Annotated in this window: 12 protein-coding genes; 6 read left to right on the top strand and 6 right to left on the bottom strand. The window is 74.5% G+C overall.

The window, feature by feature from the left end; genetic code table 11:
* Positions 1 to 152 precede the first annotated feature (152 nt).
* Positions 153 to 848: a ribosome hibernation-promoting factor, HPF/YfiA family gene (gene hpf / locus ACIQOW_RS31620; protein WP_188300879.1), complete on the bottom strand. Its 696-nt coding sequence runs from the start codon at positions 846 to 848 to the stop codon at positions 153 to 155.
* Positions 849 to 1,218: 370 nt separating this feature from the next.
* Between hpf and ACIQOW_RS31615 the strand changes: the two genes are divergently transcribed.
* A complete protein-coding gene (locus tag ACIQOW_RS31615; RefSeq protein ID WP_401090741.1) occupies positions 1,219 to 1,965 on the top strand; it encodes a ComF family protein in 747 nt (248 codons plus the stop codon).
* 127 nt (positions 1,966 to 2,092) lie between these two features.
* On the opposite strand, the gene ACIQOW_RS31610 is transcribed toward ACIQOW_RS31615, so the two are convergent.
* From ACIQOW_RS31610 to mtrA, 3 genes are read right to left on the bottom strand one after another with little or no spacing between them, the layout of a single operon-like run.
* Complete coding sequence (locus tag ACIQOW_RS31610) at positions 2,093 to 3,982, bottom strand: LpqB family beta-propeller domain-containing protein (protein WP_401090739.1); 1,890 nt, start codon at positions 3,980 to 3,982, stop codon at positions 2,093 to 2,095.
* Positions 3,957 to 6,059 carry an MtrAB system histidine kinase MtrB gene (gene mtrB / locus ACIQOW_RS31605; protein WP_401090737.1) on the bottom strand — a complete coding sequence of 701 codons (2,103 nt, stop codon included), beginning with the start codon at positions 6,057 to 6,059 and terminating at the stop codon, positions 3,957 to 3,959. The genes ACIQOW_RS31610 and mtrB overlap by 26 nt, the downstream gene beginning before the upstream one ends.
* A gap of 1 nt (position 6,060) precedes the next feature.
* Positions 6,061 to 6,738, bottom strand: coding sequence for an MtrAB system response regulator MtrA (mtrA, locus tag ACIQOW_RS31600; protein ID WP_030247322.1), 678 nt, complete (start codon positions 6,736 to 6,738; stop codon positions 6,061 to 6,063).
* 284 nt (positions 6,739 to 7,022) lie between these two features.
* Between mtrA and ACIQOW_RS31595 the strand changes: the two genes are divergently transcribed.
* The 5 genes from ACIQOW_RS31595 (at position 7,023) to ACIQOW_RS31575 (ending at position 12,609) form a co-directional block, all read left to right on the top strand.
* Positions 7,023 to 8,210, top strand: a complete 1,188-nt coding sequence (locus ACIQOW_RS31595; protein ID WP_401090736.1) for a hypothetical protein — start codon at positions 7,023 to 7,025, stop codon at positions 8,208 to 8,210.
* A gap of 5 nt (positions 8,211 to 8,215) precedes the next feature.
* A complete protein-coding gene (locus ACIQOW_RS31590; RefSeq protein WP_401090734.1) occupies positions 8,216 to 8,911 on the top strand; it encodes a DUF4129 domain-containing protein in 696 nt (231 codons plus the stop codon).
* Entirely contained in the window at positions 8,908 to 10,137 is a 1,230-nt protein-coding gene (locus ACIQOW_RS31585) for a DUF4350 domain-containing protein (RefSeq protein ID WP_401090733.1), read from the top strand. The genes ACIQOW_RS31590 and ACIQOW_RS31585 overlap by 4 nt, the downstream gene beginning before the upstream one ends.
* A complete protein-coding gene (locus ACIQOW_RS31580; RefSeq protein ID WP_401090731.1) occupies positions 10,134 to 11,156 on the top strand; it encodes an AAA family ATPase in 1,023 nt (340 codons plus the stop codon). The genes ACIQOW_RS31585 and ACIQOW_RS31580 overlap by 4 nt, the downstream gene beginning before the upstream one ends.
* A gap of 142 nt (positions 11,157 to 11,298) precedes the next feature.
* Positions 11,299 to 12,609 carry a DUF58 domain-containing protein gene (locus tag ACIQOW_RS31575; protein WP_401090729.1) on the top strand — a complete coding sequence of 437 codons (1,311 nt, stop codon included), beginning with the start codon at positions 11,299 to 11,301 and terminating at the stop codon, positions 12,607 to 12,609.
* A 29-nt stretch (positions 12,610 to 12,638) separates the two neighbouring features.
* Here the strand turns inward: ACIQOW_RS31575 and ACIQOW_RS31570 are convergent, their stop codons facing one another.
* A complete protein-coding gene (locus ACIQOW_RS31570; protein ID WP_401090727.1) occupies positions 12,639 to 13,796 on the bottom strand; it encodes an RNA polymerase sigma factor in 1,158 nt (385 codons plus the stop codon).
* Between the two features lie 56 nt (positions 13,797 to 13,852).
* Positions 13,853 to 14,260, bottom strand: a complete 408-nt coding sequence (locus ACIQOW_RS31565; protein ID WP_401090945.1) for a YciI family protein — start codon at positions 14,258 to 14,260, stop codon at positions 13,853 to 13,855.
* Positions 14,261 to 14,506: the final 246 nt, after the last annotated feature.

Genomic DNA, 14,506 nt, shown 5'->3' with positions numbered 1-14,506 from the left:
GAACCCGCCACGGTCACGCTCCGATGCCGATTCCCCCGCATCGGGTGACCCCGCCCCGGGACACGGCGCCGTTCGAACCGCCCTGCCCCCGAACGCCGGTGACCCCGGCGGCCGCGGCCGCCGGGGTCACCCCTCCATCGCTGCTCGGACGGTCAGTCCTCGCCGTCGGACCCGCCGATCGCGCCGCCCGCCCCACTGCCCGCCCCGGCCGCGAGGTCGGTCTGGAGGTGGATGACGCCGTAGTTGTAACCGTGCCGGCGGTAGACCACGCTCGGCAGACCGCTGTCCTTCTCCACGAAGAGATAGAAGTCGTGGCCGACCAACTCCATCTCGTAGAGCGCCTGGTCCAGCGCCATGGGGGCGGCCGGGTGCGTCTTCTCCCGGACCACCAGCGGGCCTTCGCCCTCCACTTCCACGGATCCCATCATGGTCTTGCGGACAGCGCCGTTCGTCTCGTTCTCCGGCGCCGTCGTCTCCGGCAGCGAGGCCAGGGACGCGGTCGCCTCGGCGACGCTGATCGGGGTGCGGCCGTTGGCGCCGCCCTTGTGCACCCGGCGCCGGTCCGCGGACTTGCGCAGCTGCGCGTCGAGCTTCGCCGACGCCAGGTCGAGCGCCGCGTACGGGTCCCCGGCGGCGGCTTCGGCCCGGATCACGGGGCCGCGGCTGCGGAGAGTGATCTCCACCCGATCGGAGCGGTCGGCCTGCCGCGGGTTGTGCTCCTTGGACACCTCGACGTCGAGGCTGATGGCCTTGGCGTCGAACTTCTGGACCTTCTCCAGCTTCTCGGCCACGTGCTCGCGGAACCTCTTGGGCACCTCGGTCTTGCGGCCCTTGACGACGATGTCCACGCAGAACTCCGATCCCTCGTGCTGACGCCGATCCGGGTGCTACCGGACCGGACTGAGACCCAGCTGGACCAGCCCGTCCACTGCCGGCCCCCCGCCCCCCGCCGCCAGCGGCGGGAAACGACTGGCCCTCACCTCACTTCCTCCCCACCAGGGACGTTTGAAACCCCCTGGGCCTTATCGAACACCTCACACGGGTTTTTCGCCTCCTCAGGCGATAAGGAGGGTATGACCCGATACTGCGGTCGGGCGGTCAAGCTGGTGCACCCTGTCTACCCTCCCGTGGGTGAAGTATGGGTAAATGCCTGGACAACGCCCCCCATACGGCCGATCCTGTGCTGACTCTCCGTGTCTGCCGCCGCCAGGAGCAGCCGTGCCGACGTCCCCCTCCTCTACCCGCCCGCCGTCCGTCCAAGGACCGCTCGGCCACGCGCTGGCCGGCCTGCTGGACGTCCTGCTGCCCGCCGACTGCGCGGGCTGCGGCAGCGAGCGCACCCAGCTCTGCCCGGCCTGCCGGCACGCGCTGGCCACCGCCAGGCCCGCCCCCACCCTGCTGCCCTGGGCGCACGCCGCCGCGCCGTACGCCGGTCCGGTCCGCCAACTGCTGCTCGCGCACAAGGAGCGGGGCGCGCTGCGGCTGGCCGGGCCGCTCGGCGAGGCCCTCGGCCGGGCGGTGCGCTCCGCCCTGGGGGCACGGGCCGGGGCCGCGCCGCTACTGCTGGTCCCGATGCCCTCGGCGCGCTCCGCGGTCCGCGCCCGCGGACACGATCCGACGCTGCGGCTGGCCGGGGCGGCCGCCCGCTCGCTGCGCCGGGCCGGCCTCGACGTACGGACCGCGCCGCTGCTGCGGCACACCAGACCGGTCGCCGACCAGAGCGGGCTGAACGCCGCCGAGCGGCGCCGCAACCTGCACGGCGCGCTCACCGTGCCGCCGCGCGCCGGGACGGGGCCGGCGGGCGTGACTCGCCTGGCGGGCCTGACCGGCCGTCACCCGGTGCTGGTGGACGACCTGGTGACCACCGGGGCCAGCCTCGCCGAGGCCGCCAGGGCCCTGGCCGACGCCGGGCTGCCCGCCCTGGCCGGAGCCACGGTCGCGGCGACGGCGCACCAGGCCGGCTGACCGCCGGCACCCCGTCAGCCCACCGCGAGGGCGCGGGGAAGACGCCAGGGAGGCACAGGAAGGCCCCGGGGAGCCCCCGGGAGGGCGCGCGGCCCCCACCCGAACGCCCCGTCAGCCCGCCCGGGCCTCAGCCCGCGTAGAAGAAGGACCGTGGCTTGTCGATCAGCGAGGTCTCCCGCCACTGGTTGTTGACCAGGCGGAAGGCCTTGATCTCGCTCGGCTTGCCGTCCGTCTGCTTGACCTCACCCATCGCGAGCACCGACGGCACCTGAGCCAGGCGGTCCTGCCGGGACTCCGAGGCCGCGACGGTCAGCATGCTCTCGGCGCTCTGCAACTGGGTGTCCGTGCTCTGCGAACCGTCGGTGCTGATGAAGTACAGCTGCTGGGTCCGGTCGGCCTCCTTGCCGAGCACGACCAGCTGGTCGCTCTCCGCCCAGGACACCGAGGCGACGTCGGTGAGCGTGGGAGCGGCCCGGCGCAGATCGGTGATCTTCACGGTCGGCGCCTGCGGGGTGCCGCCGTGCACCACCAGCCCGAACATCAGCGAGCGGATCGCCGAGCCCTGGGTCCTGACCACCAGGGCGACCCGGAGGCCGTCCGAGGAGATCTTCAGCGCCTGCACGGTCTGTCCGGTCAGCCCCTCGACCGACACGGTGTACGGCTTGGCGCCGCGCACCATCACCACCCGCGGTGCCTGCTTGTTGTGGTCCACCACCCAGAGGTCGCCGCGGCCGTCCCAGCTGGGCGAGTCGAAGCCGTCCTCCTTGTCGCCGCCCTTGGCCGGCGAGCTGAGCACCGGCTCGCCCATGGCCACCGCGTTGTCCGCCAGCGGCACCGAGTAGACCTGGTGGCCGTCCTCGCTGATCGCGGCGGCCTGGTTGGCGCCGCGGCTGACCGCGAAGACGCCGAGCGGCGGCTTGGTGTTCGACTGCGGCTTGCCGAGGATGCCGCGGACCGGGTCGCCGGGGCGCCCCTCGTCGGTCGCCACCAGGGCGCCGTCGGCACGCTGGTAGTACTGCGTCGGGGCCGCCTGCCCGGCCAGGGAGCCGGGACCGGTGGCCGGGCTGTCGCCGCGGGTGGCGGTGCAGGAACCGCCGGGCCCCTTCAGTTCCAGCTTGTCGAACTGGCCCTTGCCCTGGTCGGCGAGGGTGTAGAAGAGCTGGGTCGCCATCCGGCGGCAGGCCATCGGCTCGCCGAGGTCGGCCGCGCCGAGCTGCACGTGGGCGCCCTTGGAGTCGTCCATGGTCACCCGCTCGACCCTGGTGCCGTCCGGGAACGCCGTCCTGACCACCTGCGAGAGCCACTTCGAGGGTCCGTCGGCCACCGCCTGGGCCGCCGAGGCCAGCGGGTCCACCCGGCGCCGCAGGTAGATCGGGTCGGCGACCAGCACCTCCTGGCCGACGTTCCCCGAGGCCACCGCCGACGGGTCGGGCGCGGTGTAGAAGAACCGCTCGACCTGCCGGAAGCTGTTCCGGAAGTTGGTCTCGTTCATGATCACGCCGGATGGCAGCTTGTCGATCCGCCACTCGCCGTCCTTCCGGACGAAGGTGAAGTCGGAGACGCTGTTGTTCTGCCCGGCGACCAGCCGGTACGAGTGCTTCTCGTCGACGTTGGCGACCAGCTGCCCGCTCACCGGCACCGAGACCGTGGTGTCCGCGTCGGTGACGTCCTGGCCGGCCGGGATGGTCGTGGACGCGAGCACCACGATCCCCAGCTCCGGCTTCCAGTCCGCGGCGGCGCTCTCGGTGAGGTACTTGCGCGCGGTGTCGTACCCCTCGTCGGCGGTCACCGCGTCCAGGAACCCGGTCAGCAGCTCGCGTGGCTTGGCGCCCTTGCCGGGCGCCACCGGGTAGACCCGGGCCTGGAGGTTCTTGTCGGCCGAGCCCTGGGACAGCTCCACCCTGGTGATGCCGCCGGAGTCGGGCATGGCCGCGCAGCCGCTCGCCACCAGGGCGCCGAGCAGCCCGCCGACCACCGCGAGGACCCGCGGCTCAGTCCTGTTGCTCGTCCTTCGCACGCTGCGACCCCTCCGCGTCCGTCGTCCCACCCGTGGCGTCCGGCTCCGCCGTCCGCTGTGCCACCGACAGCCGTCCCGGCGTCGGGTCCACCATGACCTGGGCGCCGGTGGCCCCGTACCCGGCCGCCGCCCGCACGTCCGAGGGGTCCGCGCGCGGGCCCTCGGGCAGCCGGCGCCGGCCCAGCCCCGGGCCGATGTTCAGCACCCCGCCGAGCCCGCTGCCGAGGCCGTTGCCCTCCGGCGTCTCCGCGTGGTCCTCGACGGCGGCCGTCGCCGTCGATCCCGCCGGGCTGATCGCCCGCCGGTACGGCGTGCCCTGCGCGCCCAGGCCCCGGTTGTTGCGGGAGTCCTCCGGCTCCAGCCGGAACGGCGCCCTGGTGATCTCGCCGCCGCGGGTGCGCGGCAGGGTGAGCCGGAAGTGCGATCCACCGCCCGGCTCGCCCCAGGCCTGGAGCCAGCCGCCGTGCAGGTGGGCGTCCTCGACGGCGATGGACAGGCCGAGGCCGGTGCCGCCGGTGGTCCGCACCCGGGACGGGTCGGCCCGCCAGAAGCGGTGGAACACCCGGGACGCCTCGCCCGGCTTGAGACCGATGCCGTAGTCGCGCACGCCGACCGCGACCGCGCCGTCCGCGGAACCCAGCCGGACCACCACCTCGCGGCCCTCGCCGTGCTCCAGGGCGTTGACCACCAGGTTGCGCAGGATGCGCTCGATCCGGCGGGAGTCCACCTCGGCGAGCACCGGCTCGCCGTCGCCGCGGATCACCACGGCGCTGCCCTTGGCCTGGGCCAGCGGGTCCGCGGCCTCCAGCACCCGGGCCACGATCTCGCGCAGGTCGACCGGCTCGGCGTCCAGGATCGCGGCGCCGGCGTCGAAGCGGCTGATCTCCAGCAGGTCGGCGAGCAGCGACTCGAAGCGGTCCAGCTGGCCCTGGAGCAGCTCCGCCGAGCGGGCCGCCATCGGGTCCAGGTCCTCGCGGCTGTCGTAGATCAGGTCGGCGGCCATCCGGACCGTCGTCAGCGGCGTGCGCAGCTCGTGCGAGACGTCGGAGACGAACCGCCGCTGCACCCGGGACAGCTCCTCCAGCTGGCGGATCTGCGCCTGGAGGGCGTTGGCCATCCGGTTGAAGGACTCCCCGAGGCGGGCGATGTCGTCCGTCCCGGTGACCTTCATCCGCTCCTCCAGGTGCCCGTCGGCGAGCCGCTCGGAGATCCCGGCGGCCATCCTGACCGGGGTGACGACCTGGCGCACCACGACCCAGGCGATGCCGCCCATCAGGATCACCACGAACACGCCGGCGGTCGCCAGGGTGCCGGTGACCAGGTTGAGGGTGTCGGTCTCCTGCCCGAAGGAGAACACGTAGAACAGCTGGTACGGCGTCCCGCCCGGGCCGACGAACTGCATGCCGAGGGCCAGCCCCGGCTCCGACTTGACGCTGCTCTCGGGCGAGCGGTGGATCCGGGTCGGCTGGTCGAACATCTGCTGGGTGGGCTCGGAGCGCAGCTTGGCCCGCAGGGAGTCCGGGATGCTGTTCGGCTGGATGTCGCCCGAGTAGCGCGGCGCGAAGCCGGCGGTGTCCGGGACGACGGTGCCGGTGCCGGGGGCCATCGCGATCACCGAGTAGACGGTCTGCCCGCTCCCGGCCAGGTCGTTGACCTGCCGCAGCAGCCAGGTACCGACCTCGTCGACGGCCGGGTCGCCGCCGCCGCGCAGCTTCTGCTCCCCGGCCTCGTCGATCTTCTTCTGCTCGACCTGGAAGCCGATCCTGGCCTGCGCGCGGGCGGCGTCGATCTTGGTGTCGAGCAGGCCGGTGCGCACCTGCGCCACCACGACCACGCCCAGCACCAGGACCACCGCGATGGACGCCAGCAGGGACACCGCGACCACGCGCAGCTGGATCGACCGGCGGTACAGCGTGGCCACCCGGTGCACGGGGCGGCGCAGCTGACGCTTCACCAGCCCGACCGCACCCGCGGGGCCGCGCCGGCGGCGGGTGGTCGAACTCAGCACGTCGCCGCGCACGGCCCCGGCCCCGTCGGTCGCGGAACCCGACGGGGTGTCGTCTGCCCGGTCCGTCACGTCAGCTGGGTCCGGCCTTGTAGCCGACGCCGCGGACGGTCACCACGATCTCGGGGCGCTCCGGGTCCTTCTCGATCTTGGAGCGCAGGCGCTGCACGTGGACGTTGACGAGGCGGGTGTCCGCCGCGTGCCGGTAGCCCCAGACCTGCTCCAGCAGCACCTCGCGGGTGAACACCTGCCAGGGCTTGCGGGCCAGCGCGACCAGCAGGTCGAACTCCAGCGGGGTCAGCGGGATGCCCCGGCCGTCCCGCTTGACCGAGTGGCCCGCCACGTCGATCACCAGGTCGCCGATGGTCAGCTGCTCGGGAGTGGGCTCCTCGGCGCGGCGCAGCCTGGCGCGCACCCGGGCCACCAGCTCCTTGGGCTTGAACGGCTTGGTGACGTAGTCGTCGGCACCCGATTCCAGGCCCACCACGACGTCGACCGTGTCGGTCTTCGCGGTCAGCATCACGATCGGGATGCCGGACTCCGCCCGGATCTGCCGACAGACGTCGATACCGTCCCTGCCGGGCAGCATCAGGTCCAGCAGGACCAGGTCTGGCTTGGTCTCCCTGAACGCGGCTAGCGCCCTGTCTCCATCCGCGACGAAAAACGGCTCAAAACCCTCACCACGCAGCACGATACCGAGCATCTCGGCCAGTGCGGAGTCGTCATCAACGACGAGGACGCGTCCCTTCATGCGTCCATCTTCTCATTACCGGATTGTGACCTGCCGCACAGCAGTGCCAATGCTCCAGAACGGCCAACTCCCCTGCCGGTGCATTCCGGCCATACCGGGCGAATAACCCTGCCGGGGCGGCTCGGAACGCCTCGCGGACCACCACCCGGCCCGCCCCGGAGGGCCGTTGCCGATCGGCAACCCGATCACCGTGGGGCCGGTTTCCGGCCCCATGGCACGATGGGCGCTGCGCGCGGGCGGAGACCGCCCGCAGTCGCGCCCCTGACGCCCTCCGAGGAGCAGTGATGACCGACACCCCGGGCTGGGCCTCGCCCAGCTCGTCCGAGCCGCCCCGCGACGGCGCCCGGCCCCCGGCCGACGCGCCCGCCGCCGTGCCCGGGCCGTCGGCACCACCGCAGGCCACCCCCGGCTGGACCGGCCCGGCCGGCGCCCCCCGGCAGGAACAGCACGGTGGGCAGCAGTGGGGGCAGCAGCAGCCCGGCGGCCGACGCCCGTACGGCTGGGGCGCCCCGCTGAGCCCCAAGCCGGGCGTCATCCCGCTGCGCCCGCTGACCGTCGGCGAACTGCTGGACGGCGCCGTCACCACCGTCCGCCGGCACTGGCGCACCGTGCTCGCGTTCTCGCTCGGCCTCGCCGTCGTCTCCCAGGCCGGCACCGTCCTGGTCAACCTGCTGGTCAAGGGCAGGACCGGCGCGGCCACCCCGACCCTGCGGATGCTGGCCGGGCTGCCGCTCGACCTGCTGCTCACCGTGTTCGCCACCGCGCTGCTCACCATCGTGGTCAGCCGCGCCGTCCTCGGCCGGCCCGTGACCGCCGGGGAGGCCTGGCGCGACGCCCGTCCCCGGCTGCTGCAACTGCTCGGGCTGACCGTGTTCACCCTCTTGCTGGGCCCCGGGGTGATCCTGCTCGGCCTGCTCCCGCTGATCGGCTACTCCGCCGCCGGCGCGGACTCCGACGCGATCGCCGGCCTGCTGACCCTGGTCGCCCTGCTGACCGCGCCCGTCGCCATCTGGCTGTGGGTGCGCTTCAGCCTCGCCGCCCCCGCCCTGATGCTGGAGAAGCAGGGCGTGCTGACGGCGCTGTCGCGCTCGCGGCGCCTGGTCCGCGGCGCCTGGTGGCGGGTCCTCGGCATCACCGTCCTGGCCCAGATCCTGGCGTTCATCACCGCGATGATCGTCATCGTCCCGTTCCAGTTCCTCGGCCTGGCCCTCGGCTTCGAGAGCCTCGACGGCCAGGGCCTGCCCACCACCGCCGACCAGGGCACCGCCATGGTGATCCTGCTGGCGGTCGCCGGGATCATCGCCGGCACCTTCACCACCCCGTTCATCGCCACCGTCGGCGTGCTGGTCTACATCGACCAGCGGATCCGCCGCGAGGCCCTGGACATCGAGCTCGCCCGCGCCGCCGGTCTGCCCGACTACGGCGGCACCGGCCGGAACGGGCCGGGCGACCCGACCACGGCGAGGCGCTGAACCGGATGCCCAGCTGGGGGGACAGGCTCCTCGTCGCGGGCGGCGCCCCGGTCACCGTCCCGCGTGACCCGGCGCGCGACGCCGCCCGCGACGAGCTTCTCGACGCGGAGTACCACAAGCACGACCCGTCCGTGCTGCAACGGATCACGGACTGGTTCTACGACCACATCGCCGACGCGCTCGACAGCATCTCCGGCGAGGGCACCAGCGGCACCACCGGACTGATCCTCTTCCTGATCGTCGCGGTGCTGATCGGCGCCGCGCTCTGGTGGCGCCTCGGCGCACCCCGCCGCACTGCCCGCACCGTCCAGGACGTGTACGGCGCCGAAGGCCCGCGCAGCGCCGCCCGGTACCGGGCGGACGCCGCCGGGCACGCCGCCGCCGGACGCTGGACCGAGGCCGTCCGCGAGCAGATGCGCGCGCTGGTCCGCGGCCTGGAGGAGCGCACCCTGCTCGACACCCGCCCCGGCCGCACCGCCGACGAGGCCGCCGCCGAGGCCGGCCGGGCACTGCCCGAGCACGCCGCCGCCCTGGCCGCCGCCGCCCGGACCTTCGACGACATCGCGTACGGCGAACACACCGCCGACCAGGACGCGTACCGGCTGCTGCACGAGCTCGACCGGACGCTGGAACGCACCCGCCCGGTCCTCACGCCCGACCAGGCCGCCGTCCCCGCCCCGACCCCGGGAGGAGCGGCATGACCGGCACCGTCCCCACACCCGCCCCGGTGCCGCCCGTCGAAGCGCCCGCCGCCGCCCCGACCAGCCTCGCGCCCACCGCGCGCACCCTGTGGCGCCGGGCCCGCTGGTACCTGGCCGTCCTCGCCGCCCTGCTGATCGGCGCCGCCGCCGTGTCCGCGCTCGGCCAGGACCGCCGCTACCCGCCACTGGACCCGCGCTCGTACGACCGCGACGGCACCCACGCCGTCATCGCGCTGCTCGAACGCCAGGGCCTCAAGGCCGGGTTCACCACCGACCCGGCGCTCTCCCCGGGCGGTCAGGACACCCTCGTCCTGCCCGAGCCCGACCTGCTCAGCCCCGCCCAGCTGCACGGCATCGCCGCCGCCCGGCACCGGCGACTGGTGCTGGTCGCCCCGGGACCGGCCGCGCTCACCGTGCTCGCCCCCGGTATCCGGCTCTCCGACGACGCGGGCGGGCCGCCGTACGCCGCCGTCCGCTCCACCCCCGCGGAATGCTCCCTCCCCGAGGCCGTCCAGGCCGGCAGCGCCCAGCAGGGCGGCATGCTCTACACCAGCGGCAGCCGCGGCGAGGGCTGCTACCCCCGCGGCCACGGCTACCCGCTGGTCCACCTCCCGGCCGGCGACGGCGACCGGGACGTCATCGTGCTCGGCAGCGGCACCTTCCTGCACAACGGCCGGCTGACCGAGGACGGCGACGCCTCCCTCGCCCTCGGCCTGCTCGGCTCGCAGCCCCGCCTCACCTGGCACCTGCCCGACTACTCCGTCCCGCTCCCCGAGAGCTCCCGCACCAAGACCTTCGAGGACTACCTCCCGGACGGCTGGCGCTGGGCCGGCTACCAGCTCGCCGTCGCCGCCGTGCTCGCCGCCCTGTGGCGCGGGCGCCGGCTCGGCCCGGTGGTCAGCGAGAACCTGCCCGTGGTGGTCCGCGCCGCCGAGACCACCGAGGGCCGCGCCCGCCTCTACCGGCGGGCCAGGGCCCGCGGCCGCGCCGCCGAGGCCCTGCGCGGCGCCGCCGCCCACCGTCTCGCCCCCGCCCTGGGCGTCCCGCTCCAGGCGGGCGCGCCCGACCCCGAGGCGCTCTGCGCCGCCGTGGCCGGCCGGCTGCCCGAACGGCCCGCCGGGGACGTCCGGGCCCTGCTGTACGGCCCGCCCCCGACCGACGACGCCGCGCTGCTGCGGATCGCCGACGACCTCGACGCCCTCGAAAGGCAGGTACGGAACCCGTGACCGACCAGGCAACCGCCCAGCTCCGCTCCGTCCCCGGCACGGCACCCGCCACCCCCGCCACCGATCCGCACATCGACCCGCGCGGCGCGCTGACCGCCCTGCGCGCCGAGATCGGCAAGGCCGTCGTCGGCCAGGACGCCGCCGTGACCGGCCTGGTCGTCGCCCTGCTCTGCGGCGGCCACGTGCTGCTGGAGGGCGTCCCCGGCGTCGCCAAGACCCTGCTGGTGCGCACCCTGTCCACCGCGCTCAGCCTGGGGACCAAGCGCATCCAGTTCACCCCCGACCTGATGCCCGGCGACGTCACCGGCTCGCTCGTCTACGACGCCCGCACCGCCGAGTTCTCCTTCCAGCCCGGCCCGGTCTTCACCAACCTGCTGCTCGCCGACGAGATCAACCGCACCCCGCCGAAGACCCAGGCCGCCCTGCTGGAGGCCATGGAGGAGCACCAGGTCACGGTGGACGGCGAGCCGCGCGCGCTGCCCGTCCCGTTCCTGGTCGCCGCGACCCAGAACCCGGTCGAGTACGAGGGCACCTACCCGCTGCCCGAGGCCCAGCTGGACCGCTTCCTGCTCAAGCTGGTCCTGCCGCTGCCCGACCGCGACCAGGAGTTCCAGGTGCTCTCCCGGCACGCCGCGGGCTTCGACCCGCGGGACCTCGGCGCGGCCGGCGTCCGCCCGGTCGCCGGCCCCGAGCACCTGGCCGCCGCCCGCGAGCAGATCGCCAGGCTGACCGTCTCCCCCGAGGTCCTCGCCTACATCGTCGACCTCTGCCGGGCCACCCGGCAGTCCCCGTCGCTGTCCATCGGCGTCTCCCCGCGCGGCGCCACCGCCCTGCTCGCCGCCTCCCGCGCCTGGGCCTGGCTCGCCGGCCGCGACTACGTCACCCCGGACGACGTCAAGGCGCTCGCCCTGCCCACGCTGCGGCACCGGGTCGCCCTGCGCGCCGAGGCGGAGATGGAGGGAGTCACCGCCGACTCCGTCATCCAGGCCGTCCTCGCCCAGACGCCCGCGCCCCGCTGAGTCCGGCTCTCGCCGCAGCTCTCGCCGCACCGCTGACCGCACCGCACCACTGACCGCACCCGATCCGGCTCTCCGGCTCACGGCCCTCCCGCTCACGGGCTTCCGGGCTTCCGGCATCCGGGTTTCCGAAGGAGCGCACCGCATGGCCCTCACCGGGCGAACCGCCCTGCTCGCCGCACTCGGCGCGCTCGTCGTGGGTCTGCTGCTGCCGTCCTGGACCGGGATCGGCCTGGTCACCGGTGCGGTGCTGGTCGCCGTCGCGGTCGACCTGGTGCTCGCCGCCCCCGTCCGCGGCCTGCGGTTCGGGAGGGCCGGCGACACCACCGTCCGGCTCGGCGAGCCCGCCACGGTCGAACTGACCGTCACCAACCCCTCCGGCCGCCCGCTCCGCGGCCTGGTCCGCGACGCCTGGGCCCCCTCCGCCTGGCGCCCCGGCACCGCCGAGGCCGCCTCCCGGCACCCCCTGGACCTCCCCGGCGGCGAACGGCGCCGGGTCACCACCGTGCTCACCCCCACCCGCCGCGGCGACCACCACGCCCACCGGGTGACGGTCCGCTCGCTCGGCCCGCTCGGCCTGGCCGGCCGCCAGGGCTCGCACCTCGTCCCCTGGACGGTCCGCGCGCTGCCCCCGTTCACCAGTCGCAAGCACCTGCCCTCCCGGCTCGCCCGGCTGCGCGAACTCGACGGCCGCACCTCCGTGCTGACCCGCGGCCAGGGCACCGAGTTCGACTCCCTGCGCGAGTACCTGCCCGGCGACGACGTCCGCTCCATCGACTGGCGCGCCAGCGCCCGCCGGAACACGGTCGCCGTCCGCACCTGGCGCCCCGAGCGCGACCGGCACATCCTCGTCGTCCTCGACACCGGCCGCACCTCGGCCGGCCGGGTCGGCGACGCACCCCGCCTGGACGCCGCCCTCGACGCCGCGCTGCTGCTCACCGCCCTCGCCACCCGGGCCGGCGACCGGGTCGACCTGCTCGCCCACGACACCCGCAAGCGCGTCGCGGTGGCCGGCGGTTCGGCCCACGAGGTGCTGCCCGCCTTCACCAACGCCATGGCCGGCCTGGAACCCGCGCTGCACGAGACCGACATGCGCTCGCTCGTCTCCACCGCCCTCAGGATGGCGCCGCACCGCTCGCTGATCGTGCTGCTCACCGGCCTGGACGCGGCACCCGTCGAGGACGGCCTGCGCCCGCTGCTGCCCATGCTCACCAAGCGGCACGAGGTCGTCCTCGCCTCGGTCGCCGACCCCCAGCTGGACGTCCTCGCCGCCGGGCGGGGCACCCTGGAGGCGGTCTACGGCTCGGCGGCAGCCGAGCAGACCCGCGCCGACCGCCGGGCCACCGCGGAGCGCCTCACCCGCCACGGCGCCACCGTCCTGGACGCTCCGCCCGCCCGGATCGCCCCGGCGCTGGCCGACACCTACCTGGCACTGAAGGCCGCCGGGCGGCTCTGAGCCCCCGGCACACTTCCGCGCCAGGCGCTTCAGCCCGTCCGACGGTCCTTCAGCACCGCATTGAGCCGCGCCGCCTGACGGGTCAGATAGTCGCGCTCGGCGAGGTTGGGCGCCTCGTGCGCCGCCACCGCGTACAGCCGGGCCGCCGTCACCACGTCCTCGTCGCGCTCGTGCAGGTACGCCGCCACCGCGGTACGCCTGGGCAGCGAGTCGTCCAGCTCCGCGAGCGCCGCCAGCCCGGCCCGCGGACCGTCCGCCTCGCCGACGGCCACCGCGCGGTTGAGCCGCACCACCGGGCTCCCGGTCAGCCGGACCAGCTCGTCGTACCACTCGACGATCTGCACCCAGTCCGTCTCCTCGGCGGTGAGCGCGTCGGCGTGCAGCGCCGCGACCGCCGCCTGGGCCTGGAACTCGCCCAGCCGGTCCCGGGCCAGCGCCCGCTGGAGCACCGTGATGCCCTCCGCGATCAGCCCGGTGTCCCACTGGGCCCGGTCCTGCTCGGCGAGCGGCACCAGACCGCCGTCGGGCGCGGTCCGGCTCGCCCGCCGGGCGTGGTGCAGCAGCATCAGCGCCAGCAGCCCCGCCACCTCGGGATGGTCGACCACGGCCGCGAGCTGCCGGGTGAGCCGGATGGCCTCGGCCGCGAGGTCGACATCGCCGGAGTAGCCCTCGTTGAAGACCAGGTAGAGGACCCGGAGCACGGTGGCGACGTCCCCGGGCTGATCGAACCGGACGCCCGCGACGGTGCGCTTGGCCCTGCTGATCCGCTGCGCCATGGTCGCCTCGGGCACCAGATAGGCCCGGGCGATCTGGCGGGTGGTCAGCCCGCCCACGGCGCGCAGGGTCAGCGCGACCGCCGAGGAGGGCGTCAACGACGGGTGGGCGCACAGGAAGTAGAGCTGGAGCGTGTCGTCCGCGTCGGCCGCGGGCCCCGGTTCCGGCTCCAGGTCGACCAGGTCCTCCCGGCGTCGACGGGCGGTGTCCGACCTGGTGGCGTCCAGGAACTTCCGCCAGGCCACGGTGACCAGCCAGCCCTTGGGATCGCGGGGCCGTTCGGCCGGCCAGACCCGGACCGCCTCGACCAGCGCCTCCTGCACGGCGTCCTCGGCCGCCGCGAAGCCTGCTCCGCGGCGGACGAGGATGCCGATGACGCTCGGCGTGAGGCTCCTCAGCAGGGCCTCGTTCATCCGAACTCACCTGTCCCGTAAGTCACTTGGAACTCCACTGGCCCCTGTCCCCGGGATCACTCCGTGATGGTGGGCGGGGCCGCCAGGAACGGCCGCAGCTCCAGCCACTCGTGGATCGGTCTCCCACCGGCGCCCGGGGCGGCGGAGAGCTCACCGGCCAGTTCGAGGGCGCGCTCGTAGCTGTCCACGTCGATCACCATCCAGCCGGCGATCAGGTCCTTGGTCTCGGCGAACGGCCCGTCGGTGACCGGCGGCCGGCCCTCCCCGTCGTACCGGACCCACGTGCCCTCGGGCGCGAGCGCCTGGCCGTCGACGAACTCGCCGGTCTGCTCCAGCCGGGCCGCGAAGTCCTGCATGTACTTGATGTGGGCCGCGACCTCCTCCGGCGTCCACTGGTCCATGGGGGTGCAGTCGACCGCGGCCGGGGCGCCCCGGTAGTGCTTCAGCAGCAGGTACTTGGCCATCGTCTTCTCCTTGGAGCCGGTGCCACCCATTGTGGCCGCGTTCACCCCGGGGACGGTGCCGGGCACGGGTTCTCGACACAGCCGGCCAAGATTTTTTCCGGTGTGCCCGCGGCCGCCGGCCCCACTGCCCCCTGTCCTGGCTCACCGACGACCCGGAAACGCGAAGAACCCCCATCCGGGATTCCCGGATGGGGGTTCTTCAGAAGAATTGTTCGGCGGCGTCCTACTCTCCCACAGGGTCCCCCC

Origin of the sequence: Kitasatospora sp. NPDC091335 (genome assembly GCF_044757205.1) — a bacterium.
Taxonomy (GTDB): Bacteria; Actinomycetota; Actinomycetes; order Streptomycetales; family Streptomycetaceae; genus Kitasatospora.
This window is presented reverse-complemented; position numbering and strand designations above follow the sequence as displayed.

Excerpts from the sequence above, each read along its gene's own strand:
- ACIQOW_RS31595 (WP_401090736.1), top strand. The coding sequence starts at position 7,023 with ATGACCGACACCCCGGGCTGGGCCTCGCCCAGCTCGTCCGAGCCGCCC.
- ACIQOW_RS31565 (WP_401090945.1), bottom strand. The coding sequence starts at position 14,260 with ATGGCCAAGTACCTGCTGCTGAAGCACTACCGGGGCGCCCCGGCCGCG.
- ACIQOW_RS31590 (WP_401090734.1), top strand. The coding sequence starts at position 8,216 with ATGCCCAGCTGGGGGGACAGGCTCCTCGTCGCGGGCGGCGCCCCGGTC.
- ACIQOW_RS31575 (WP_401090729.1), top strand. The coding sequence starts at position 11,299 with ATGGCCCTCACCGGGCGAACCGCCCTGCTCGCCGCACTCGGCGCGCTC.
- ACIQOW_RS31570 (WP_401090727.1), bottom strand. The coding sequence starts at position 13,796 with ATGAACGAGGCCCTGCTGAGGAGCCTCACGCCGAGCGTCATCGGCATC.
- mtrA (WP_030247322.1), bottom strand. The coding sequence starts at position 6,738 with ATGAAGGGACGCGTCCTCGTCGTTGATGACGACTCCGCACTGGCCGAG.
- ACIQOW_RS31585 (WP_401090733.1), top strand. The coding sequence starts at position 8,908 with ATGACCGGCACCGTCCCCACACCCGCCCCGGTGCCGCCCGTCGAAGCG.